Annotated in this window: 25 protein-coding genes and 1 tRNA gene; 20 read left to right on the top strand and 6 right to left on the bottom strand. The window is 39.2% G+C overall.

The window, feature by feature from the left end; translation table 11 throughout:
- Window positions 1-7: 7 nt before the first annotated feature.
- Window positions 8-427, bottom strand: coding sequence for a hypothetical protein (locus SHI21_RS00130; RefSeq protein WP_323574017.1), 420 nt, complete (start codon window positions 425-427; stop codon window positions 8-10).
- 89 nt (window positions 428-516) lie between these two features.
- Here SHI21_RS00130 and SHI21_RS00125 point away from each other — a divergent pair, with 89 nt between their 5' ends.
- Together SHI21_RS00125 and SHI21_RS00120 are read left to right on the top strand one after the other, a co-directional pair.
- Entirely contained in the window at window positions 517-1692 is a 1176-nt protein-coding gene (locus SHI21_RS00125) for a thiolase family protein (RefSeq protein ID WP_323574015.1), read from the top strand.
- A 9-nt stretch (window positions 1693-1701) separates the two neighbouring features.
- Complete coding sequence (locus SHI21_RS00120) at window positions 1702-3003, top strand: hypothetical protein (RefSeq protein ID WP_323574013.1); 1302 nt, start codon at window positions 1702-1704, stop codon at window positions 3001-3003.
- Window positions 3004-3109: 106 nt separating this feature from the next.
- On the opposite strand, the gene SHI21_RS00115 is transcribed toward SHI21_RS00120, so the two are convergent.
- Window positions 3110-3655, bottom strand: coding sequence for a hypothetical protein (locus SHI21_RS00115; RefSeq protein WP_323574011.1), 546 nt, complete (start codon window positions 3653-3655; stop codon window positions 3110-3112).
- Window positions 3656-3780: 125 nt separating this feature from the next.
- On the opposite strand from SHI21_RS00115, the gene SHI21_RS00110 reads away from it, so the two are divergent.
- The 8 genes from SHI21_RS00110 to SHI21_RS00075 all read left to right on the top strand — a co-directional run bounded on the left by SHI21_RS00110 (window position 3781) and on the right by SHI21_RS00075 (window position 11495).
- Window positions 3781-4671, top strand: coding sequence for a HEAT repeat domain-containing protein (locus SHI21_RS00110; RefSeq protein ID WP_323574009.1), 891 nt, complete (start codon window positions 3781-3783; stop codon window positions 4669-4671).
- 116 nt (window positions 4672-4787) lie between these two features.
- Window positions 4788-5285, top strand: a complete 498-nt coding sequence (locus SHI21_RS00105; protein WP_323574008.1) for a ubiquinol-cytochrome c reductase iron-sulfur subunit — start codon at window positions 4788-4790, stop codon at window positions 5283-5285.
- 49 nt (window positions 5286-5334) lie between these two features.
- On the top strand, window positions 5335-6117 hold the full coding sequence (locus tag SHI21_RS00100; protein WP_323574007.1) for a cytochrome b N-terminal domain-containing protein: 783 nt from the start codon (window positions 5335-5337) through the stop codon (window positions 6115-6117).
- Between the two features lie 30 nt (window positions 6118-6147).
- The gene (locus tag SHI21_RS00095; RefSeq protein WP_323574005.1) at window positions 6148-7230 is read left to right on the top strand and encodes a cytochrome b family protein; all 1083 of its coding nucleotides are present in this window, start codon (window positions 6148-6150) and stop codon (window positions 7228-7230) included.
- An 85-nt stretch (window positions 7231-7315) separates the two neighbouring features.
- Entirely contained in the window at window positions 7316-10099 is a 2784-nt protein-coding gene (locus tag SHI21_RS00090; RefSeq protein ID WP_323574003.1) for a c-type cytochrome, read from the top strand.
- A 9-nt stretch (window positions 10100-10108) separates the two neighbouring features.
- Window positions 10109-10744, top strand: a complete 636-nt coding sequence (locus tag SHI21_RS00085) for a cytochrome c oxidase subunit 3 (RefSeq protein WP_323574002.1) — start codon at window positions 10109-10111, stop codon at window positions 10742-10744.
- A 7-nt stretch (window positions 10745-10751) separates the two neighbouring features.
- Window positions 10752-10964: a hypothetical protein gene (locus SHI21_RS00080; RefSeq protein WP_323574001.1), complete on the top strand. Its 213-nt coding sequence runs from the start codon at window positions 10752-10754 to the stop codon at window positions 10962-10964.
- Window positions 10965-10967: 3 nt separating this feature from the next.
- Window positions 10968-11495: a DUF420 domain-containing protein gene (locus SHI21_RS00075; RefSeq protein ID WP_323573999.1), complete on the top strand. Its 528-nt coding sequence runs from the start codon at window positions 10968-10970 to the stop codon at window positions 11493-11495.
- Here SHI21_RS00075 and SHI21_RS00070 read toward each other — a convergent pair.
- Together SHI21_RS00070 and SHI21_RS00065 are read right to left on the bottom strand one after the other, a co-directional pair.
- The gene (locus SHI21_RS00070) at window positions 11478-12635 is read right to left on the bottom strand and encodes an aminotransferase class V-fold PLP-dependent enzyme (RefSeq protein WP_323573998.1); all 1158 of its coding nucleotides are present in this window, start codon (window positions 12633-12635) and stop codon (window positions 11478-11480) included. The two genes, SHI21_RS00075 and SHI21_RS00070, sit on opposite strands and share 18 nt — an antisense overlap.
- A complete protein-coding gene (locus tag SHI21_RS00065; protein ID WP_323573996.1) occupies window positions 12628-13728 on the bottom strand; it encodes a tryptophan 2,3-dioxygenase family protein in 1101 nt (366 codons plus the stop codon). The genes SHI21_RS00070 and SHI21_RS00065 overlap by 8 nt, the downstream gene beginning before the upstream one ends.
- Window positions 13729-13852: 124 nt before the next feature.
- Here SHI21_RS00065 and cyoE point away from each other — a divergent pair, with 124 nt between their 5' ends.
- The 8 genes from cyoE (at window position 13853) to SHI21_RS00025 (ending at window position 21377) form a co-directional block, all read left to right on the top strand.
- Entirely contained in the window at window positions 13853-15676 is a 1824-nt protein-coding gene (cyoE, locus tag SHI21_RS00060; RefSeq protein WP_323573994.1) for a heme o synthase, read from the top strand.
- 82 nt (window positions 15677-15758) lie between these two features.
- Window positions 15759-16583, top strand: a complete 825-nt coding sequence (locus SHI21_RS00055) for a cytochrome c oxidase subunit II (RefSeq protein ID WP_323573992.1) — start codon at window positions 15759-15761, stop codon at window positions 16581-16583.
- Between the two features lie 39 nt (window positions 16584-16622).
- Complete coding sequence (locus SHI21_RS00050) at window positions 16623-18353, top strand: cytochrome c oxidase subunit I (protein WP_323573991.1); 1731 nt, start codon at window positions 16623-16625, stop codon at window positions 18351-18353.
- 2 nt (window positions 18354-18355) lie between these two features.
- Window positions 18356-18937: a cytochrome c oxidase subunit 3 gene (locus SHI21_RS00045; RefSeq protein ID WP_323573989.1), complete on the top strand. Its 582-nt coding sequence runs from the start codon at window positions 18356-18358 to the stop codon at window positions 18935-18937.
- Window positions 18938-18947: 10 nt separating this feature from the next.
- Window positions 18948-19841 (top strand): c-type cytochrome, encoded by an 894-nt coding sequence (locus tag SHI21_RS00040; protein ID WP_323573987.1) that lies wholly within the window; start codon window positions 18948-18950, stop codon window positions 19839-19841.
- A 66-nt stretch (window positions 19842-19907) separates the two neighbouring features.
- Window positions 19908-20558, top strand: coding sequence for an SCO family protein (locus SHI21_RS00035; protein ID WP_323573985.1), 651 nt, complete (start codon window positions 19908-19910; stop codon window positions 20556-20558).
- A 15-nt stretch (window positions 20559-20573) separates the two neighbouring features.
- On the top strand, window positions 20574-20861 hold the full coding sequence (locus SHI21_RS00030) for a cytochrome C oxidase subunit IV family protein (RefSeq protein WP_323573984.1): 288 nt from the start codon (window positions 20574-20576) through the stop codon (window positions 20859-20861).
- An 81-nt stretch (window positions 20862-20942) separates the two neighbouring features.
- Window positions 20943-21377 (top strand): hypothetical protein, encoded by a 435-nt coding sequence (locus SHI21_RS00025; protein WP_323573982.1) that lies wholly within the window; start codon window positions 20943-20945, stop codon window positions 21375-21377.
- A 45-nt stretch (window positions 21378-21422) separates the two neighbouring features.
- On the opposite strand, the gene SHI21_RS00020 is transcribed toward SHI21_RS00025, so the two are convergent.
- Window positions 21423-22175: a substrate-binding periplasmic protein gene (locus SHI21_RS00020; protein ID WP_323573981.1), complete on the bottom strand. Its 753-nt coding sequence runs from the start codon at window positions 22173-22175 to the stop codon at window positions 21423-21425.
- Between the two features lie 196 nt (window positions 22176-22371).
- Between SHI21_RS00020 and ygiD the strand changes: the two genes are divergently transcribed.
- Complete coding sequence (ygiD, locus tag SHI21_RS00015) at window positions 22372-23232, top strand: 4,5-DOPA-extradiol-dioxygenase (protein ID WP_323573979.1); 861 nt, start codon at window positions 22372-22374, stop codon at window positions 23230-23232.
- On the opposite strand, the gene SHI21_RS00010 is transcribed toward ygiD, so the two are convergent.
- Window positions 23218-23736, bottom strand: a complete 519-nt coding sequence (locus SHI21_RS00010) for a peptidylprolyl isomerase (RefSeq protein ID WP_323573978.1) — start codon at window positions 23734-23736, stop codon at window positions 23218-23220. The genes ygiD and SHI21_RS00010 overlap by 15 nt on opposite strands.
- A 270-nt stretch (window positions 23737-24006) precedes the next feature.
- On the opposite strand from SHI21_RS00010, the gene SHI21_RS00005 reads away from it, so the two are divergent.
- Window positions 24007-24082 (top strand) — tRNA-Ala (locus SHI21_RS00005).
- The last annotated feature ends 138 nt before the right edge of the window (window positions 24083-24220 follow it).

Here is a 24220-nt window from a genome sequence, read left to right as displayed (position 1 = left end):
TTTTAGATTATGTTTTCCACTTAGCGTTTTCTTTCATGAACTTCTCTCTGGAATTGGCCAGAGACTTTGTATGCGATTCATTCATTTCAGTTAATTCATTCTGCTGACTTACTTTAATTTCTTCGACCTGATCTTGATGAGTCTTTTTAAGGTTCTCAATTTCAGTCTTAAGTCTTGCACTTTCTTCAGTCATAGTTCTTGATTGCTTCTGACGAATTTCACCAAGTTTTCTTTCCTGCTCATTCTTCATGTTACCAATGCGAGATTCATAATCTTCACGCATCTTTTTAAGTTCCATTTCTTTTTGCTTCGACTCACTAGAGTACGCACGTTCACCTTCCGTCTTAACTGTTTTTAGTTCAGTCTCGTATCGCCTGGATTCAGTCTCCGCAAATTTTTGAGCTTTAAGGTCATTTATGTTGGACATTAAGTTTCCTTCTTTTATTCTTTGCTAAGAATTTAAGTACGTCTTAATATATGATACGAAGACTAATTTCATAAAAGTAGGAGGCAAATATGTCCGGTCAGGAAAAGATCTATTTGGTGCAAGGGAAACGCACACCATTTGGTAAATTCGGTGGCTCTTTAAAAGACGTAACTCCTGTAGATTTGGCAGTTCATGCGGCTAAAGCTTTGATTTCTGAAATCAAGTTAGACGCAGGAAAAATCGACCAGGTCATTTTAGGAAGTGTCGTTCCTTCATCAACAGATACGATGTACGGTGGCCGTCACCTCGCTTTGAAATTAGGTTGTAGGCAAGAAACTCCAGGGTTGGTGGTGAACAGACTTTGTGGATCAGGTATTGAGGCCATTTTAGCAGCTTCCCGCTTAATTAAATTAGGTGAAGCACAATGTGTGCTTGCAGCTGGAACAGAAAATATGTCAATGGTTCCGCACCTTGTATACGGATCACGTTTTGGAACAAAATACGGATCACTAAAATCTGTCGATATGCTTTTAGATGCATTAACAGATCAGTACTCACAAACACCAATGGGAATCACTGCTGAAAATCTTTCAGAAAAATTTGAAATTACAAAAGAGCAAAGTGATACATTTGCATATCAATCTCACGCCAGAGCAGCACAGGCCTATAAAGATGGTCACCTTCAAGGGGAGATCGCTCCATACCCTTTGAAGAAAGGTGTATGCGATAGAGACGAGCACATGCGCGATGATGCTTCTTTGGAAGAAATGAAAAGCTTACGCCCAACATTTAAACCAGACGGTGTTGTAACAGCAGCTTCTGCTTCAGGAATCGTTGATGGTGCAGCAGCAGTTATCGTTGCGAGCGAGTCATTCTGCAAAAAAGAAGGATTAACTCCATTAGCAGAAATTGTAGATGGATTTGTGATCGGTGTAGACCCAAAAATTATGGGAATCGGCCCGAGCCCTGCGATCAAAGGATTACTCGCAAAAAATAATATGACATTGGATCAAGTTGATCTTTTTGAAATTAACGAAGCGTTCGCCGGACAAACTCTTTCTTGTATGAAAGATATAAACATCCCTCATGAGAAAATTAATCTTTGGGGTGGAGCTGTGGCCTTAGGCCACCCACTAGCAGCTTCAGGAGTGAGAATTGCTCACACACTTGCTCGTCAGTTAAAACATTTTAATAAAAATTACGGAATTGCTTCAGCTTGTATTGGTGGTGGTCAAGGGATCGCTATCTTACTAAAGCGAGTATAAGAGAGCCTAATGCAGGAATTAGTTTTCACACATAAAGACTACGCGGAATTTCGAAACTGGTTGAACTTAAACCTGGACGGTCTGACGTGGCAGGGACGCTTTAAAAAAGAATTCGAATCTTTCTGGGATGTTTTTTTTGAAGAGAACCTAACGATCAAAAGCTTGATCGTTAGATTTGATTATGCCTATTCTCAAGTGAAGATTGGTTCGTTGTCGTCATGGTTTTTATGGCTACGAGATAAGTTTTTAAGTTTCATTTTTTTATTCAAAAACAAAACCATCGGTGAAATCGCTCGTGAGTCAGAATTAAATCCTTCGTTAGTTGCGACAATTTTAAGAAATTATCTTCTCGATGAATTTCCACATCTCGATCAATACTTCAGCGAAGTTTTTCAGGTTGGAAATGTTCTAAGTCCAAATCTTGAAACATCATTTGCTAAAATAAAAAAAGACATCAACATCGAAACACCGCAAAGTGGATCGCGTGAAGATGAAATCATGCCCTCAATGGAAGTCACACTTTTTGATGAGTGGGGGATTTTCTTAAAACGCATGAAAGCAGATTTTGGGACCAGTGGATTTGATCTTACAAAAATTAAAGAGCGCTCAAGCTTTTTAAAACAAGTAAGAGTCGTGCAAGATATCAGTATTCTTCTTTTACTTTTCACACTGACAATTTACGGTGTTCGCCAGGGAAATATCTGGTACGAAAAATACCTTTCCAACAAAGTTAGCATTTATGAACCACAGTTTACATGGCTGAATAAGAGCGGTGTATTCAAAGGTCTTGAACAAAAACCAGTCAAAGAATTCAAGCTCGATTTCGATGGTATTAAAGACATTACAAAAAGTGATGGGGTTAACGAGTTCTTCGATCCTGAACAATACGAAGAAGAATCGGAAGTAACACTTTCATCTTTTGAAAATATTCCACGCGATTTAAATAAAGCTGATAAGGCCGCTTCTCAATATGAAGGTGATGCTGAAAATGCCAACGGGTATCGTGAGACAACGGGTGGAACAACGAAAGTTTATCGCTTGATGATGACGTCTTCAAACACGTATGCGAGTCGCGATCAGATTAATGAGTTAGTAAAAAAATATCAAGGAACTCCAGTTGGAGAATCTCGTCCAGGTAACGATGTACCGGGCGGAGTGTATTACAATATTTATGTGCCAAAAAATAGTTTCAAAGATTTCATGAGCGAAGTCATGAAAGTGAGTCAGGCAAAACTTTTTGAAAGTAATACATCGAACGTAAAAAATGTTCCGGGAAAAACCAGAGTATTTATTATGGTGAAATCAATTTAGTAAAAAACGCGAAAGCGTTAGATCGCTCGACTCTTAAAAAACAAATTCAACTTTTTATCTTTGCAAAACTAGTTGGAATGCAGCTGCGGCTGCATTCCACGCGCGATCACATTTGAGCATCATTCATCATGTAAAGGCCTTTCAACTTACGAAGTAGTAAGTGCGACTTCCCAAGATAATACCACTGCCTAAAGAAACCAATCATCATCGCCGCAAAAAATCCCAGTACAACACCTGAATGAGTAGTTTTCTGTACAAGTCCGGTATCGTGAGCTCCGCCAAGCAGGAATGCAATCATACCAAGCACCAGCATTAAAATCGTCCAAGGAATAGTTTGGCGCTTCGAACGATCTGCCTCTTCAACAAATTTTTTTGTTTTTTCAATGTACGGAGTAAGATCCGACGGCGGATTATCGAAGAGCTCGTGAAGATTAGATCCACCTGCGACAATCGAATAAACATTATTTGTTAGACGGGCAACACCGATGAAGTAAAACATTACGAATGCTTGTGCAAAAATAGTGTAAATAAAGGCCGGAATTGCGAGTTGAATATGGCTAAATTCCATGTGAACCACTTTTAACGCAAGCAGTGCTGTTAGAGTAATACTAGCAACCATCAGAACGATTAAAGTACGAAGTAAGTAGGCCATATTTTCTCTCTGAAAAGACTCAAATAAATTGTCATGGTAATGTAGATTTGTTATTTATCATTAACAACGTTTTTAAGAAATAGAAAGTAACAAAATATTAAGGCCGATGCCTTTTGGTGCTAAACATGTCGACTAATTCTGGTGATTCGCGAGCTCCGCAAACTCAAAAGAAAATTCTTGAGAACCCTTTCGTGGGAAGCCTCGTCGTTCCTATTGCTATTGTACTAGTAGGCGCACTGATTATTTTCGGTGTAACGAAAATGTTATCAGCAGAAAGATCATACAAAGATTTAGTAAACGAGATCCAGTCAAAGTCATTTGGTAACAAATGGGTTGCTGCCTATGAATTATCAAAACAAATCAACAGTTCCCAGATTCCTGCGGAAGACTACCCTTGGTTCGTTGAGAATCTAACACTAGCGTACAAAGATTCAGTTGAACCAAGAACAAGAGGATTTATTATCGCAGCTCTTGGTGCATTAAAAACTGACCTTGCGCTTCCAACATTCCAACTTGCTCTTCAAGATATTGACACAGATGTGAAGTTTCACGCTGTGGTTGCATTAGCTAATCAGAATAAAGGAATTAAATTTGATTGGGCCCCGACTATTGAATTACTTCAATCAAAAGAAGCTATTTTAAGACAAGCAAGCACGCTTGCCCTTGCAACTCACCAAGTTCCAGAAGCACAAACTCCAATTAGAGGCCTGCTTCGCGATGAGAGTGTAACGACGAGATACGCTGCAGCAACAGCTTTAATTGCTTTCAAAGACGAGATGGCAAAAGATACTTTAGTAGAAATCCTAAAGTTAAAATATCCAGAAGCGACTGAGCGCGTTGCGCCTCCAGCTCTTGATGTAAAACAAATCACAGACTTAAAGCTGAGTGTTTTAATCACTCTAGAAAAATATAACTGGAAAATTTTAAACAATACTATTTTAGAAGTCGCCGAAATGGATTCTAATCTTTCTGTAGCAACAAAAGCGAAGGAAGTATTAAATCTGTTGAAAAAATAAGCGATCCTTCGCATAATCTAAGTATTGATTATTTTTAATAACTTTAGCTGAAACATCTTACGAAAAATATCGATAAGAAGTTTTAGCTTATTTGCGTCTATAACGAGGAATTTGTCATGAGTGACACTAGAAGTTTAAATCGTCGTGAGTTTTTTAGTTACGTAACTGTTGGTTGGGTAATGTTCTCAGCTGCATGCGCGGGACTAGCTACACTTGCATTTCGTTTTTCATATCCAAACGTTAATTTCGATCCAGAAATGGAATTCCTAGCAGGAGCACCTGGTGACTATGCTGCTGGTGTTGATGAAAGATACAAAAACGCATTTGGTGTTTGGATGGTTAAGTTAGATGGAAGACTAGTAGCTCTATCGAACATCTGTACACACTTAGGTTGTATTCCAACTTGGCTTCCAGCTGAATTAAAATTCAAATGTCCATGTCACGGATCTGGTTACTACATGAGTGGAGTTAACTTTGAAGGTCCAGCTCCACGTCCACTTGAGAGATACAAAATTTCTCTTCAACCAGATGGAAAAATCAAAGTTGATAAAACAAAAGTATTCCGCGCTGAAAAAGGCGAGTGGGATAATCCAGATGCTTTCTTAGTTGTGTAATTAATTTAAAAAGAAATTATAAAAATATTTTTCGAACAAGGTTTTTAAAATGGCAGGAAATGGTTTAGCAAAAAAAGTTCGCGAGACACAAGTATGGAATTCAATTTTCAGACATGGTCCACCAGATAACGCTCGTAACAGAGCAGCTGTTATCGCAGGTAACGTGTTTCTTCACCTTCACCCGATTAAGTTAAAGAAGTCAGGGGTTCAACTTGGATACACATGGTGTATGGGTGGATTAACTTTCTTCATCTTCTTAGCACTAACGGTGACTGGTCTTCTTTTAATGTTCTACTACAGACCAACTGCTGAATACGCTTTCAACGACATCATCGCACTAAGAGAGCACGTTCCTTTAGGGATCATGCGCGAGATTCATCGTTGGGGAGCCCACTTAATGGTTATCACTGTGTGGATTCACATGTTCCGTGTATTCATGACTGGATCATACAAACCACCTCGCGAATTCAACTGGGGTATTGGTGTTATCCTTCTAGTATTAACTCTTCTTCTATCTTTCACAGGTTACCTTCTTCCATGGGATCAGCTGGCTATTTGGGCGATCACTGTTGGATCGAACATGGCGAAAGCGACTCCATTTATGGGTAACGGTGGTCCGGGTGCAATGCTTGCTCGTATCGGTGACTTCGTAATGGTTTCTGATAAGAACGACGTTCGTTTCCAGTTACTTGGTGGACGTTTCGTTGGTGAGCCAGCTCTTCTTCGTTTTTACATTCTTCACTGTGTATTCATCCCACTTGTTGTTGGGGTTTTAATTGCAGTTCACTTTTGGAGAGTAAGAAAAGACGGTGGGATTTCAGCTCCGCTTTAAGAGATTTAAAACTATTAAGGAAAATAGAAAATGTTAAAAGAACTTATTAACCATTTAGCAGATCCGATCTTCTCGTTTCCGATTGCGACGATTGCGTTTTATTTTATGATCAAATACTACAAAGTATTCGGATCTAAAAAATTCGGTATCGGTGCAATTATTGTTGCGATTCCGGTTGTGGCCTGGCTTTTTGCTGACCCTAACTTTTACCTGATCATCAAGACTCCGGATAACGTACCTATTGGTATTCTTCTTATCCTGGTTGCTTGGTCGACATGGTTTTCTATGCACAAAGCTTCTATTAATGATGAGAGAATTGAACAAGGACTTGGTCCAGTTGAAGGTCTTCCAGAAAATAGAGAAAAAGTTTGGTCATGGCCTAACCTTGTATACACAGAATTATTCGCGATCATCGCGTGTACTGCTTTCCTAGTTGTTTGGGCGATTATTTTCAAGGCACCTCTTGAAGAACCTGCCAACCCAACTTGGGCACCAAACCCAGCTAAAGCTCCATGGTACTTCCTTGGTCTTCAAGAAATGTTAGTTTACTTCGACCCTTGGATGGCCGGTGTTGTTCTTCCAGGACTTGTTGTTGGTGGACTAATTGCTATTCCTTATATTGATACAAATCCAAAAGGGAACGGATACTTCACTTTCTCAGAAAGAAAGTGGGCGATCACTTCATTCCTATATGGATGGTTAGTTCTTTGGGTTTACCTGATTATCGTAGGGGTATTCTTTAGAGGTCCGAACTGGACGTTCTATGGGCCATTCGAGTTCTGGGATCTCCACAAAGTTGTAGCTGAATACAACATTAACCTTTCTGAATTTATCTGGATTAAAGGTCTAGGCACAGGGATGCCAAAAAACCTTGTTCTAAGAGAAATCTTCGGGATTTTATTAACGATTGGATATGTAGGATTTATTCCGGTTTGGGTTGCTCGTGCAACAAACTTCGGTCGCAAGTTTTACACAGATATGGGAGCGATTCGTTACTATATCTTCATGTTCCTTTTCGTAACAATGATGAGTTTACCTATTAAGATGTTCCTTCGCTGGTTATTCAGCTTGAAGTACATCGTTGCTCTACCAGAGTGGGAATTAAACTTATAAGAGCACCGCTCTGAAAAATTAACTAATTTAAGATTTTATATTTTTAAGGATTATTGAGATGAGTGAGAATAATAAGGAACCTGGAATGGCATATAGCATGCCAAAACTCCACAAGATCATGGCGATCTTGTCCTTCATATTTTTCGTAACAACTGTTTGGGTTTTCTTAGATGACTACATGAGACCTTGGAAAGGGTACCAAGTTGAGGCGCTTAAGATTAAAAGACGCCACTTAGAAACTCAGATCAAAGAAGCTGCTAAGAACATCGACGCTAAGAAGCTTGCTGAGTTAAACGATCGCCTTGCTAAAGGTGAAGAGATTGTAAAAAGCAGAAACGAAGAAATCAAAAAAACTCAAAAAGAGTTAGATAAAGTTGTAACTAAAATTAAGCAACAAACTATCGTTAACGGTATTTTAAACGGTAAAGTTGGTGCGAAAAACTTTAATTTTGAAACAGCTGAAATGCATAAAGAAGATAAAGTTGCTGGTAAACTTTATACAAGCTTAGCTGAACTAAAAGCTGATTTCGTAAAAGGTAAAGATGATCTAAAAGCTTACCAAGCTCACGAAAAAGAAATCCATGCAAGACTTGATGGTCTTAAAAAAGAAGTAACAGATACTGAAAAAGACATCAAAGATATCAAAAATACTTTTGATCTTCTTGAAGCAGCTAAGAAAACAACGGATATCAATCCAGTTTTCGCTTTAAGAAACATGCCTTTCTTAGACTTCATGGACCCAACAATCAGAATTAAGCAAATCGTTGTTAACAATGTTACTGACGATAGATATTTCAGACAGGTTCCAAAAGTTGACCGTTGTATTACATGTCACACTTTTATCGATCAACCTGGTTTCGAAAAAGAAGAAAACCCATTCAGGACTCACCCTCGTTTAGACGAAATGGTTGGTCTTGAATCAAAACACCCGATGAAACAAATTGGATGTACTGCATGTCACGGTGGAGAAGGGGCGAGATCAAACGATTTCACAACTGTTGCTCACATGCCGAACGATGATAAACAAGAAGCTCAATGGGTTGCTAAATACAACTGGAAAGCTCCTCACCATATTCCAAGCCCAATGCTTCCAAAGTCTCAGACAGAAGCAAGCTGTGTTAAGTGTCACCAAGGTGTAGAACTTATCCCAGGCGGAACTGTAGTTAACGAAGGCCGTATGGCAATCGAGAAGTACGGATGTAATGCTTGTCACAAGATTGATGGTTGGGAACATAAGAGAAAAACTGGTCCATCACTTTTAAAGATTGCTGGAAAAGTTGATAAAGAATGGTTTAAGTCATGGGTATGGGAGCCGAAAGCTTTCAATAAACATACAAAAATGCCAGCGTTCTTTAGACAATCAAATAACTCGAAACCAGAATTCGTTCGTTACAACGTAGCTGAAGTAAACGCGATGGCCGAATACATTTGGGACAAATCTAAAGGATATGAGCCAAATGAAAAGTACGCTGGAAACGGTAATGCTGATCACGGTAAAGAACTAGTTTCATCTATTGGATGTATGGGATGTCACGGTATCGATGGTCTTGAAGATCAATCGAAAGCGGTAAAAGCATACGCAGGTCCATGGTTATCAGGATTAGGTTCAAAAGTTTCTCCTGACTGGATTAAGTCATGGATCAAAAAACCATGGCACTACCAAGAAGATACGATCATGCCTTCACTTCGTTTAACTGACGGTGAAGCAAACGATATTACTGCTTACTTAATGACTCTTAGAAATAAAGCTTTCGAAGGTCTGAAGTTCGCTCCGTTTGATTTAGCTGCTCGTGATGAACTTTTAGCAGACTACCTTTCAGCTTTCGATACAGTTGAAAACTCAAAAGCTAAAGTTGCTAAGATGACTGACCGTGAAAGAACACTTGATCTTGGTAAGAGATCAATTGGTAAATACGGATGTTACTCTTGCCACAATATTGAAGGATTTGATGGTTATGCTCCTATCGGACCAGAACTTACAAAAGAAGGATCGAAGCCAATTACTCAATTCGGTTACGGTATCCAACATGATGTAGGTCACACGAGAGATGCATGGATCACGGCTCACTTACAAAACCCAAGACGCTGGGATATCGGAATCGATAAAGTATTCCGCGATCTACAAAAAATGCCAAACTTCTACATGAGTGAAGCAGAAGCGAAGAAAATTACAATCGCTCTTCTTGGACAAGTTTCAGATCCATTACCACTTGCTGGTGTGAAGAGACTGAACGCTAATGAAACAATGATGGCCGACGGTATGAAGGTTGTTAATAAGTACGGATGTGTGGGATGTCACCAGATCGATGGTCAGCGTGGAAACATTCTGAACATGTACACTGACGATATCAACCAAGGTCCACCAAGACTTGTAAACGAAGGTCACAGAATTCAAACTGACTGGTTCTACCACTTCTTAAGTGACGTACAACCAATCAGACCATGGTTAAAAGTGAGAATGCCATCATTCAACCTTTCAACTGAAGAGAAAAACAGAATCGTTAACGGTTTCCAACAAGGTGCTCATCAGCCAACGTTTACAGAAACATCTGAAGCAGTACAATGGTTACCGGGTGAAAGAGAAGAAACGCTGAAACTTTTCACAGCACTTAACTGTGTTCAGTGTCACACTCAAGGCTTCAACGGTGAAACACCTCTTGCTCCTGATTTAAGAAAAGCGAACAAGAGACTTCGTCCAACTTGGATTGCAAAATGGATCAAAAATCCACAATTGATTATGCCAGGAACGACAATGCCAAGCTTCTTCGGTGACGATGGTAAAGAGCCAATCGAAACTGGATACTTTGGTGGAGATGCTGAAAAGCAAATTAACGGTTTAACTAAATACGTAATCGAATTAGGAAAATAAGGGGCGAATATGTCATCACATGCACATACACACGACGGGCCAAAGCCTTATCATGAATACCCGGTAGACCCGCAGTTTAAAAGAGCTAGCCCGGGAAAAATCGGAATGTGGTTATTCCTTGCAACTGACGGTATGTCGTTTGCGGGATATTTAATTGCTTATGCAGTTTTAAGATGGTCGCGTGCCTGGCCAAATCCATCAGTAGCACTTGGTGGAGTAGAGCTTTCAGGTTTCATGACTTTCCTTTTAATTTGTTCATCTGTATCGATGGTTCTTGCAATCGATGCATGTAAACAAAGATATAGAAAAGGAATGCTTGGTTGGTTAGCTTTCACTATTTTTGGTGGGATCGCTTTCCTTAGTATTCAGATGTATGAATATCATCACCTTAATCACGCAATGGGTATGAGTTTTAATTCATACGCTCACGGTGATGCACTTTTCTCATCTACATTTTTTGCTATTACTGGATTCCACGGTCTTCACGTTCTATCTGGTGTAATTTATCTTATAGTTATGCTTGTTCACGCTTACCGCGGTGACTTTGATAACGGTGACTATAACCAACTAGAAATCGCAGGTCTTTTCTGGCACTTTGTCGACCTTGTTTGGATTCTGGTTTTCACGTTCGTTTACCTACTGTAGAAAATTTATGAAAAAATTATCACTTGGTTTCACATTACTATTAATCACATCGGGGCAAGCTTTTGCCTGCCCAATGTGTTCTGGTTCAGATCCAAGTGATAAATATTATCTTTATGTAGTGGGCGTTTTCATTCTTTTGATCTACTACCCAATGTTCTATCTCTTCAAAACTTTCATGAAATTCAAGAACGTTAATAATAACGATCTTCCAAAAATCTAAATTATGAACTCAGAAAAAACAGTTTTCAGCATCATCGGACTTTTAAGCGCCGCTGTTATTGGTTTTCTATTTTGGTTAATTTATTTTAAAACGGGAGCATCAGTTAACGCTGGTGGATGGGTAGGAAACCTTCCGGCCCTTAATGCAATTTTAAATGCACTAACTGCAACCCTACTGGTAACTGGTTACGTTTTCATCAAGAAAAACCACAAAGATCTTCACATAAAAGCGATGCTTGCTGCGACTTTCACTTCAGCATGTTTCTTAGTTTCATATGTAACTTATCACCATTTTCAAGGTGACACGAAATTCATGGGTGTCGGAATTATTCGCCCAATTTATTTCCTGATTCTCATTACGCACATTCTTCTTTCAATCGTTCAGGTCCCGTTAATTTTAACGACATTATACCTGGCCGCTGTGAAAAATTTCCCACGCCATAGAAAATTTGCACGCGTGACTTTCCCAATTTGGTTATATGTTTCAGTCACAGGTGTTTTAATTTTTGTTATTTTAAAAAGTTTTAATTAAAGCTCTTAGATCAATACAGTCATTTTGATAAATCCCAAAACCAAAACGAAGTCTGCTTCCACGATAATCCGTCCAGATATTAATCTCTCTTAATTCATCATGCAGAGATTTTGTGTGCTCAATACTAGGCATGGCAAATGTTAAAAAATGCCCGTGATGATTGTAATCCACACTAAGAATATTTTTCTCAGTTAAAAAATGATGATCGATTTCTAAAAGATGCTCGCGGAAATTCTTTTGAAGCTTTTGAATATGAGCGTGCATTTTCTCCACAGTTAATCCTTCCGATTTAAAAAGATTAAGCACGGCCTCTAATCTATATAAAGCAGAAAAATCCATCGTCGATCCGGCAAATCTATATCCATCTCTTGAGTAACCAGTGTTTCCACCGTCAGTTGCGAGTGAATCAAATCCTGCAAACCATCCTGTATAAAGAGGGCGCTCACTAGAATTGGGAGGAGAGTAAAGAAAACAACATCCTTCTCCACCTTGAGCATATTTATAAGATCCACCAATGTAGAAAATTCTATTTTCAATTTCAGACAGGTCAGTCGGAAGGGCCATGAACCCGTGATAACCATCAATAACAATCATGGTATTCGTTTCTTTTACACTCTCAACAATCTTCTTAAGATTCTTAACCGCCATTCCCGAGTTAAAAAAGACATGGCTTAAAAAAATCATGTCGTAATGGTTCTCAGTAATCTTTGTAATGAACCTTGCTTCAAAGTCATCAAACGGCTGAGTGGAAATTTTTTCAGTCTCCACAATTTTATCTTCTTCAAGGCGATTCACCTGACGATCAAAACTATAAAATTCAGAGTCAGTTGTTAAAATAGAAATCTTTTTTCTCGGATCAAAACAACTAAGCAGGCGATACACCAGCTCATGGGTATTGGGAGCAAAAACAATCTGCTCAGGATGAGATAATTTTAAAATTTCAGCAATCAACTTCTGAACCGCAGGAACCCGCTCGCCAAAGATGTGATTCCATTTATCATCCACAAATTTCGCCGAATCATCCCAGTACCTAAGCCCCGCATCGCGAGTGACATCCGGCCAAAAGTGATGACTATGACTGGCATAATGCTGGATATGTGGATTAGCTGTTAAAAAGTGTGAATAATATTTTTTATACATTGAAACTCAACTTCTTTTTAACTTCCAAAGGAATTTTCGGAAGTCTTGAATTGGGAATTAAGAAAGTCGAAAGATTAAATAGATCTAAGAACACGCGATTATTATCCGCTGCTCGCTTTAGGTACTGATGCCCTGAAGATCCACCAGTTCCAATTTTTGTCCCCAGCATTCTTTGAGCAAGTAGAGCATGACGGTAACGCCAAGTCGTAAAGTTCTCATCGATATCCATTAGAGATGTAATTAAATGAAACGGCAACGTCAGCATTGATTCATGTCTATAAAGTAAAATAAACAAGGCATTCAAAATTGCTTTCTGTGAAAGCTTTCTCTGATTGTTTTTTATTAACTCATCATGAGACTCAGTTTGAAATAAACTCTCAAATGTCCCGCGAGTCATCTTCAAGTTCTCAAGCTGAATCATTTTTGCTCTTTCAGTTAAGTGAGCACTGTTAGCTTCAATAATATCCTGATCATCTTTTAAGATAGCATTGATTGATTTCTGGTATTCATCCCAAAAGTTAAATCCAGAAGTATTTGTATAAGGAAGCCTTTCAAGCCACCCTTCAAGACATTTTAAAATAGTAGGCGAGGACTCAACTTCAGTTAAATGAGCACGGTCCTTTTCAGAAAGTCTTCCCATGAAAAATTCACGGTCAACATCCATGCGGTCATTAGTATGTAGACCAAGTTTGATTTCGATCTCTCTAAACTGCACACTCTGAAATCCCGAGGCCGGAATTAAGAGATCCCTGAACTCAAGAAAATCCATCGGAGTCATTGTCTCAAGCACATCGAACTGGCCGATCAATAATCCCTGGATCTTTTTGATACGCTCAAGCTTCTGAATAATCGACGAGAGTTCTACTTCAGGAATGTAAGTTTTATTGAATACCGAGAGAATCGCATCCAGATCGTGGAGAATTTGTTTAAACCAAAGTTCATAGACCTGATGAACAACAATAAAAAGCATTTCATCATGACATTCACCGTTAGTTTCATCGGCATATTTACGACTTAGCGGCAGCTGTGAATCGAGCAATTTAGGCAGCTGAAGATAATCACCATAATAGACCGGACCTTTATTTTTATGCATGTGATTATTCCCCTATAAAACTCCACTACTTTCAGAGTGAATTATCCTCAATATCTGTATGACTTTGCAAGAAAGATTTAGTATAAAATGGGGCACCGATTACAGCTTAAAATAGAGTAAAGATATGCGTCTTAAAAATCTTTCACTTCTGAACATCTTCTTCACATTCGCTTTGATTATGTGGGGGGCAGTTGTTCACAACACTCAATCAAGTCTTGCTTGTCCAGACTGGCCATTATGTTATGACCAAGTATTTCCAAATATGGAAGGCGCGATTCTTATCGAGCACGGTCACCGTTTGCTTGCGAGCTTCGTAGGACTTCTGACGATAGGAATGGTTTTCTTTTCTTTTCAAGAGAGAAAGAAATCAGATGCACACTTACACTTATTCAAAGCTTCAGCTTTAGCTCTATTTTTAGTTATTGCTCAGGGAGCTCTTGGTGGAATCACTGTTATCTACAAACTTCCAACAATCGTTTCAACTTCTCACTTAGGTTTATCCCTAATTTACTTTTCTTTCATCGTGTACATCCACCACATGGCAAGCAAGATTGCGAAGCCTGCTCGTGAGTTATCACAAAAGGTAAAAGACAATATCCAAAAAAATTGGAAACCAATTGTCCGCCACGGAATTTTATTTTCACTAGCTCTTCTATACTCGCAAATCCTTCTGGGTGCTTTCATGAGACACGCTGGAGCAGGAGCTGCTTGTGGACTAGGACCTAATAGTGCTTTCTTGTGTATGGACGTTACGAACTGGGGCTATAAGTTCTGGCCTTCAATGCACCCGTCACAGTTACACATGATCCACAGATACTACGGTGTTTTTGTTTTCATGATCGTTTCATTCTTCTCAGTTAAAACTTATCACTTCTTTAAAGGTGACAAGATTTTGCGAGCTGCAAGTATTCTTCCATTCATCTGTGTTTCTGCTCAGGTGGTTTTCGGAATCATGACAATCTGGTTAAACATGAGTGTTCTTCCAACAACACTTCACTTAGCTGGAGCAGCTCTGTCTTTAATTTCTTTATGGAAATTAAATCTGATGATGAAAGATGTAGAGGATTCTTTTTTTTTAGGTAACCCTCACTCATTTCTATCCGATGTAGTTGATCTAACAAAACCAAAGTTGTCTTTGTTAGTTATGGTTACAGCAATGGTGGGGACGTTAATCGCTCCGGATAAAATCAATTTCTTCAAAGCATTTTTCGCTTTCGTTCTCATCACTATGGTTGTTATCGGTGCCGCTGCACTTAACTGCTACATTGAACGCGAAGTCGATAAAAAGATGAACCGTACAAAAGACCGTCCACTTCCTTCTCAAAGAATGAGACCAAGAACGGCCCTGATCTTTGGATCACTATTAATTTTATTTTCAATCCCGGCCTTGTGTATTTTTGTAAACATGGTGACGGGGATCCTGGCATTAATTGCCGCGGCATTCTATCTTTATGCCTACACTCCGATGAAGCAAAAAAGTGAGCTAGCTGTTTACATCGGCGCAGTTCCGGGCGCACTTCCACCAGTTATGGGTTGGACTGCTGTGACGGGTCAAGTAGATATTATGGCCGTGACTTTATTTTTGATTCTTTTCGTATGGCAACTTCCACACTTCTTAGCGATCTCTCTTTACCACGCAGATGACTATGGAAATGCAAATATAAAGGTTTACCCTAATTTAAAGAGGGGATTCTTCATTACAAAGATCGGTATTTTCGTTTTCACTGGCTTTTTATTTGTGACTTCGCTTCTTCCGACTTACTTTTCACAAGCTAGTTTTATTTATACCAGAGCGGCCTTCATTTTAAGTGGAGCGTTCTTAATTTACTCGGCCTTCGGATTTTTTAAAAAGGACAAGGACGCTGAAAGGCAGTGGGCAAGAAATTACTTCCTGGGCTCCCTGTTTTACCTTCCGCTGCTTCTGATTGCCCTGATATTTTTTAAGTAGATGAAACTAGAATTTTTGATTATGATTAACGATAAATAGACAATAATAACGCAACTTTATATTCCATGACAGGATTGCTGATATGAATCTTCTTTTGAACTTATTTATGAAACACTTCGTAACTTCTGCAGATGCTGCAACCAATGTTGGTTTCTGGGAAGCAATGAAACCACCGCTTGATATTTCAACGAATGGTCATTTGATCGACAGTCTATTCATGTTAACGACATGGTTAATTCTATTTTTCTTCTTCTTCGTATGTTTAGGAATTTTCGGATTCTCATACTTATACTCTAAGAAAAAACACCCTAAACCTTTCTACACTCACGGAACAAGCAGAAAACATATCGCTATCGTTGCTGGTATCGGTGCTCTGGTTTTCATCATGGTTGATATGCAAATTACAACTATTTCAAACCGTGACTTCGTAAACGTATTTTTAAATTACCCGAAAGATTCAGATGATATCATTAAAGTTGAAGTACTAGGACAACAGTGGGCATGGAACTTCCGTTACGCTGGTAAAGACGGCGTATTCAACACTGAAGATGACGTTGTAACTTTAAACGATCTTCGCCTTCCATCGAACAAAAAAGTTGTTTTCCAAATTACATCTAAAGACGTTATCCACGCTTTATACTTCCCGAATGCTCGTCTAAAAGTCGATGCAATGCCAGGAAGAATTTCAAGAATGTGGTACGAACTTACGACTCCAGGATTATACGATATCGCGTGTGCGGAAATGTGTGGAACTTACCACTATAGAATGCAAGCGAAGTTAACTGTCTATGACCAAACTGAATACGATGCTTGGATGGCAGAAATGCAAGAACGTACCCTTCACGTCACAGAACAAGATAAAGCAGATCTTTTCTGGGGATGGAAGTGGGTTTCAGATACAAAATAAAATTTTGATTAAAATAGTAAAAGGATAGAGAGGACTCTCATGGCATTTTTTGAACAAGAAATTCACGACGCACCAACGACATTTATGTCGAAGTACGTTTTTTCATTCGACCATAAAGTAATTGCAAAACAATTCCTGTGGTACGGAATTGCTTTCCTTGGTATCGGCGGGATGATGGCGCTTCTAATTCGTTGGACGCTTGCTTTTCCTGGTGAACCATTTCCAGTTATCGGTGCAATCCTTTTCCCAGCAACGGGCGGAGTTGTTCCACCAGATACATACGCTATGCTTTTTACATTGCACGGAACGATCATGATCTTCTTTGCCATCACACCAATCTTGATCGGTGCGTTCGGTAACTATTGTATCCCGTTAATGATCGGTGCCCGCGACATGGTTTTCCCTACACTGAACATGCTATCTTTCTGGTTAGCAGTGCTTTCAGCTGTACTTCTACTTGCTTCATTATTCACTCCATTAGGAGGAGCTGCAGGTGGATGGACTTCTTATCCAACTCTTTCAACATTAATTGGTTCGGCCGGTGTCGGACAAACCCTTTGGTGTTTATCTCTTTTCGTACTTGGTGTTTCTTCAACAATGGGAGCGGTAAACTATATCGCAACTATCATTACACTTCGTGCTCCTGGAATGGGCTATTTCGATATGCCACTTACAGTCTGGGGACTTTGGTTAACAGCAATTTTAAACGCAATCTTCCTTCCAGTTCTTGGAGCAGGATTACTTCTTTTAACTTTTGACCGTGTATTCGGAACAACTTTCTTCCTTGCAGGAGCTGCGGCGACTTCAGGATCAGGTGACCCGGTACTTTTCCAGCACGTTTTCTGGATTTTCGGTCACCCGGAAGTTTACATCCTAATTCTTCCAGCTTGGGGTATCGTATCTGACTTACTTTCATTCTTTGCAAGAAAGCCAGCATTCGGAGCAAAAGCTACAGCACTATCAATGACATCAATCACGATTCTTTCGACTCTGGTTTATGGTCACCATATGTACTCAACTCAGATGTCTCCACTGTTAACTCAATCATTCATGATGTTAACAATGACGATCTCAATTCCTTCAGCAGTATTCTTCGCTAACTGGCTTGGAACTCTATGGAAAGGATCATTAAGATTCGACACTCCAATGTTATTTTCTCTTGGGGTAGTATTCGTTTTCGGTCTAGGTGGATTAACTGGTCTTTACTTAGCAACTGTAACAACTGACTTATACCTACACGATACATATTTCGTAGTTGGTCACTTCCATTACACGATGGCCGCTTCGGTTCTTCTTGGTGGATTTGCAGGAACATATTTCTGGTTCCCAAAAATGTTCGGTCGCATGATGAACGAACGCCTTGGAAAAATCCACTTCTGGATTTCAATGGTTGGATTAAACGGAATCTTCATGGGGATGATGGTTATTGGACACGCTGGTATGCACCGTCGTATCTACAACCCATTCGTTTATGAGTTCCTACAAAACCTAAAGCCACTGAACATGTTCATCACTATTTCAGCTTTAACGATGGGTGCAGGTCAGATCGTTTTCGTTTATAACTTCATTCACTCAATGTACAAAGGGCCAATTGCTTCGCAAAACCCTTGGGAAGTTGGGACGCTTGAGTGGACGATTCCATCACCAGCTCCTCACTATAACTTTAAAGATATCCCAGTAGTAAGATGTGGACCGCATGAATTCGGTAACCCAAATCTAACTAATGGAACAGATTTCCAATACCAAACTGAAGAATTGGTGAAGGCGTAATCATGGCACTAGCAGAAGCACGAAATGCAATGAAGGCAAACGAAGGCGATAAGATTATCGGCTCAGTTGCTATGTCGGTGACATTAGTGTCTTTTGGAATGCTATTTTTAACTTTAATGATGGCCTTTGCACTTTACCGTTTTACGCAGCCGGTTTGGCCGCCAGCGGGAATGAGTAAACCGTCATTATTAATCCCAGGTATCAGTACTTTTTTAATCGCTTTGAGCTCATATATCTTCATCATGTTTGAAAAAAACATCGAGAAGGGAATAGTAGATAAGCGCAACTTGCTTTTTGTTTTGATTCTAGGAACCGGCTTTATGATCAGCCAGTTCATTTTCTGGAATCAATTAAAGTCCCATGGGATTTATGCTTCGTCGGGAATTTTCCCTTCGATCATTTATTCATTCACATGGATCCATGCTGCTCACATCGTTGCGGGCCTTGGACTTCTAATGTGGTTATATGGATCGCTAAGTTCTCCCGATAAAATGACTGCGGTAAAAGCATCAAATATCGGAAAGTTTTGGCACTTCCTGGGCATTGTGTGGCTAATAATGTTTGTGACAATTTTTGTTTTATAAGAGGAATACTATGAAAGGTTTGAATTTATTTTTAACCGTCTTATCTCTCGTGACCCTGGCGTCATGTAGTGACAACTACTTTAAAGAGGACAAGATTTTTGCCGGTGGAGTTTACGCTACATCTAAGCAATTAAATGACGGTAAATCAACGTACACAGAATACTGTATGCCATGTCACGGAGTGAAAGGTGATGGTCACGGTGTAGCTGCCAAAGGTTTATCTGTTCCTCCAAGAAATTTTAAATTGGGACAATATAAATTCGGAAGAGTTGTATCAGGGGAGCTTCCTCATGATGAAGACTTCTACCAAATCCTGAAAAAAGGTTTAACTGGAACAGCAATGCTTCCATGGGACTTATCAGACCAACAGATGTTCAACGTAGTTCAATACATCAAAACTTTCGCACCTGAAAAATGGGAAGGCGCTGATAAAAAACTTGGTGACGTAATTGTTGTTGGAAAAGATCCATACGGTGAGGCTCATAAAGACAGTGCGATTCAAAGAGGAAAAGAAGTTTTCCACGTTGTTGCTCAATGCTGGACTTGCCACAGAGCTTACGCTTCTCACGCTGAACTTTCTCAAATGTCACAAAAGATCAACGGAAGTCCAATGACTGACTTCGATCCAGACATGTACCACGTAAAACTTCAGCCATCTGATTACGATATCGCAACAATGCCACCTGAATACACTTACGACCAAATCCGTACAGGTAGCACAGTTGAAGAAATTTACTTAAGACTGAATGCTGGTGTTGGTGGAACTGCCATGGCTTCATGGAAAGGCGTTCTTCAAGATGACGAAATCTGGGCCGTATCTCATTACGTAAAATCTCTTACAGAGTTAAAGAGATCTCCAGCTAGAGCAAAATTCTTAAAAGATATTGAAGCAGCTAACAAGTAATAAATTATGACAACAACTGTGCAAGGATATTTTAGAGAAGACAATTGGTTCCAGAAACTAATCAGAATGAAATCATTCTGGTTAATTTTTTGGGCACTGTCTTTCGGCTATCCTGTGTACAGAACATTGAATCGTACTCTTCCGCCACCTCTTCCTGTTTACTACAAGGTTCCGGAATTCACTTTAACAAATGAATTTGGAAAACCTTTCGGAACAAAAGAGCTTGAAGGAAAATTCTACATTGCTAACTTCATGTTCACATCATGCCCAACAAGCTGCCCAGCTTTAATGGATAAGATGGACCTGGTTCAAAAAAGAATCAGAGGACTAGGAACAAAAGCAGCGATAGTAACTTTCACAGTCGATCCTGAAGTGGACACGGTTCCAACACTTTATAAGTACGCTAGAAAAAGACACTCAAACCCTTTCATCTGGAACTACTTAACAGGAACAAAAGCGGCCCTGGAAAAAGTTATCATCGCCGGCTACAAAGTTCCGATGGGAAACAAAGAACCAGTTGAAAAACAATTGGCCGAAGGAAAAATTACTTTATTTGATATTGCCCACTCTGAGAAACTTGTCCTGGTCGATGACCGCGGACAAATCAGAGGATACTACGGAACTGAAAGAGTTGAGATGGACCGCATGATGATTGATCTTGGACTCTTAGTTAACAACAGCTTCAGTAGGGCACAACCAGCACCAGTAAAAAGATAGATTAAGGAGATAAGAATGTCTGACCATAAACACGAACACAAAAGTCACACGAAAGAATACGTTATTGTATTTTTTGTTCTAACTTTTTTAACCCTTCTTGAATTGATGATCCCAGGATCAAAAATCGAGTCTCACCATAAAATGATCGGACTTATCGGTCTAGCAATGGGGAAGGCATGTATCGTTGCTTATTTTTATATGCACTTAAAAGAAGAAACTCGCTGGATGAAACTTATCGCCTGCATTCCTCTTTCTGCAGCTCTATACGCTGCCGGCCTAATCCTAGAATCAATGTACAGATAATTTTTCTCATAAGGCAGTGCACTTTTTTTAAAGTTGCACTGCCACTTGCTCCCTTGTCGCTCCCAATCCTATAGTTCTCCCATGAAAAAAATCATCATACTAATACTCGCAACTTTTATCACTCATTCAGCAATCGCTGCCTCTGATTCAGTCGCTGTTTTCCACCGCCCTGAAAAAGTCGTTGTTCTTATCAACGAAGCAGGAGAAAGCGGTCGTCTGCACGACCTGATGAACGCTCTCGGCAAAGAAAACTCATTCATCGCTCAATCAGCAGACGAAAGTATCAAAATCCAATGTGGCCGTATCACAGACGCAGCTTCATGCACTTTTAGATTTTTTCCCGGAACAGGCATCCTTATTTCAGAAAAATCCCTGAAAGCGAGAACACTACTTACAAATTTAGGTTTGGAGAGTGAAAACTTCGAAATGCTTTTCGAAAGCTCAAGAGAAGATAAGTTCGTTCTAAAAATCATCGATGGAAATATTAATTTCTTCGCTTCAAAAAAATCACTTTAATCAAAAATCTGTCCCTTGGTTAATCCCAGGGGATTCTAGATCATTTTACTGTAGAAATTCAGAAACCCATTTTTGAACAATCTGATTTATTCTGCCTGAATCGTGCATGGCCTTTAATTTTGCACTCACATTTTGCAAAGCTTTTTTGTGAGGAGACTTTTTACCAATCAATAGATGATAGGCAGTTCCTTTTAAAACGTGAGGCAATTTAACTATAGATTCTGAAACCTGATACCGTTTTGCCAATGAATCAACTAAAAAATCCAAATCAATAATCAAATCACATCTACGTGCTGCGAGCATCGTTACTTTCATATCGACATTTTTTCCGTAATCAATTTTTTTGGCCTTTCCTACTAAATTCTTTTTGGCCCAACCACTTCCACTATATTCACAGACTGTATATTCATGAAGATCATTTACTGTTTTTATTTTTTTGAGTTCTTCCATCTTGGGGTGTTTCACATAGGTAAACAGTGCGTACGAATCATAAAACACCGGCACTTTACTTGGTATCGCATAACTTAATCTCTCAGGAGTAATCGCTGAAACGAAGGCATCTGCTTCTCCTTTTTTTACCCGGTCTTGAACTCTCTCCCATGAAAAACCAACAAATTTGAGCTCAACGTTTTTTTCTTCAGAAAAAGCTTCTCTAATAATATCGGGTTCAATGCCAATGACTTCACCGTTTGTTGACGAAAGAAATGAGACCGGTTGATAGTCGGACATAAAAGCGATCGTGATAGTTTTTGCGTAAAGTGGAGTATGAAATAATAATAAAAGTAATAGTTTCTTCATTCCCCAATTATTCCGAAAAAGCATCCTAAAACAAGTTAATTTCATTTCAAGTTTTTGATACTTAAGTGATTATTAATTTTCAAAAAAATACACAACCTATGAAGTTCATTAAACACCAACGATCATAGGTAATACTTATCATTTCAGTAAATTCTTCGAATTATCTTTCGTTTTAAAAACAGCGTAAAATCAGTCCATGAATCGAAGAAATTTCTTAACACTTTCAGGAACAGGATTACTAGCAATGACAGCAGCAATAAATTACAAATCATCCGATAAAAAAATGCCTGCACTTTTCATCGGCCATGGCAGTCCCATGAATGCGCTAGCAAATAACGACTTCACAAAACATTTAGAAGTGCTTGGACAAACACTGCCAGTTCCCAAAAAAATTCTGATGATTTCTGCCCATTGGATGACCAAAGGAGTGGAGCTCCAGGCCTCATCAAATCCCAAAATGATCTACGATTTCTACGGATTTCCCGAAGCACTTTATAAAATAAATTACCCCGCTCCAGGCGACGTAACTCTCGCTTCAAGTGTAAAAAATGACCTCAGTATTTACCAGGCTGAACTCGATCACGAATGGGGATTTGATCACGGAAATTGGAGTGTCCTTCACCACATGTATCCAAAGGCCAACATCCCAGTTGTCCAACTATCTTTAAACCAAAATTTTATGAATTTAAGAGACCACTTAACTCTCGCGAAACAATTGAATAAATTAAGAAACGAAGGTGTACTTATTATCGGCAGCGGAAACATCGTTCACAATCTTCGCCAAATTTCCCGCAGTGAAACTGCACCCGTTGTAGAGTGGGCACACGAGTTCGATGAACTTATAAAAAAATCAATCTTGGAAAATAATCTTGAACAATTGTTGGCGGAAGATCCATCGAAACACTCACAGTGGAAGATGGCCCATCCATCTATCGAACATTATCTTCCACTGCTATATGTATTAGGTGCTGCTGATCCAAATGAAAAAATTCTTTTCCCATACGAAGCTTTCGAGCTGGGAAGTCTTTCTATGAGATCAGTCTTAGTTGGTGCTTAAGTCTTTTAAGTTAAGAGTAATAGAAATAATTCTATCTCCCTTAGACAATTTAGGAAGAACATCCAATCCATCTACTACTTGAGCAAACACAGTATTCTTTCCATCTAAGTGAGAAAGAGTTGTAAGACTTATATAGAATTGAGAATCAGCAGAGTCTTTATCAATTCCTCTCGCCATCCCCATAGTTCCCTTAATGTGTTGAAGTTCATTAAACTCCGCTTTCAACTTTTGGCCGCTGCCACCAGAGCCAGTTCCCGTAGGATCGCCAGTCTGAATAATAAAATTCGGAATCGCTCTATGGATAATCAACCCATCGTAAAAATGATTCTGAATTAATTGCATAATTCTCGCGGAAGTACGTGGAGCCGCCTTAGTATAGAAGCGAAAAGTGATATCTCCATGAACCGTTTTCATAGTAGCAGAAGCAGTAGAAAGACCTCCGATGTCGGTCTTTAACTTCTGGATATCTATCTCTTCACCGTTTGGATTCGCGATTACGTCCAATTTATGTGAGTTTCGATCACATCCCGCCATAAGTATCAGAAATATAAAGGAAAATAATTTAATAGCCTGCATTTGTGTAGTTACCTAAGTTGTTGTTATTAGTTGAATTATACCCATGTCTGGAAAAAAATGTAATTTTTTTTCACTTTTTTATGAATATTAAGAAATAATTGATTGACTTATTAATCAGGGTTTATTAAATTGCATCTCACGTTTGAAGCAAAACTGGTCGGCAAAAGCACAAAATCATATAGCAATATATTGAAATTTGGGGGTGTAGCTCAGTTGGGAGAGCATCTGCCTTGCACGCAGAGGGTCGCAGGTTCGACTCCTGTCATCTCCACCATTTTCTCTTACGTATTAAAAAATTGTTCTTTAAAATTCTAATAGAGATAAAAGATTTTGTAGCCTTCGGGTTACAATTCAAGATGAGAAAGGTCCTAAACAAAAAATATCTGACGTAAGTATTCAGTCACGCTGTTAA

The sequence above is a fragment of the Bacteriovorax sp. PP10 genome (assembly GCF_035013165.1).
Lineage (GTDB): Bacteria > Bdellovibrionota > Bacteriovoracia > Bacteriovoracales > Bacteriovoracaceae > Bacteriovorax > Bacteriovorax antarcticus.
Note: the sequence above shows the minus strand (reverse complement) of the source record. Positions and strands in the feature narration are given on the sequence as shown.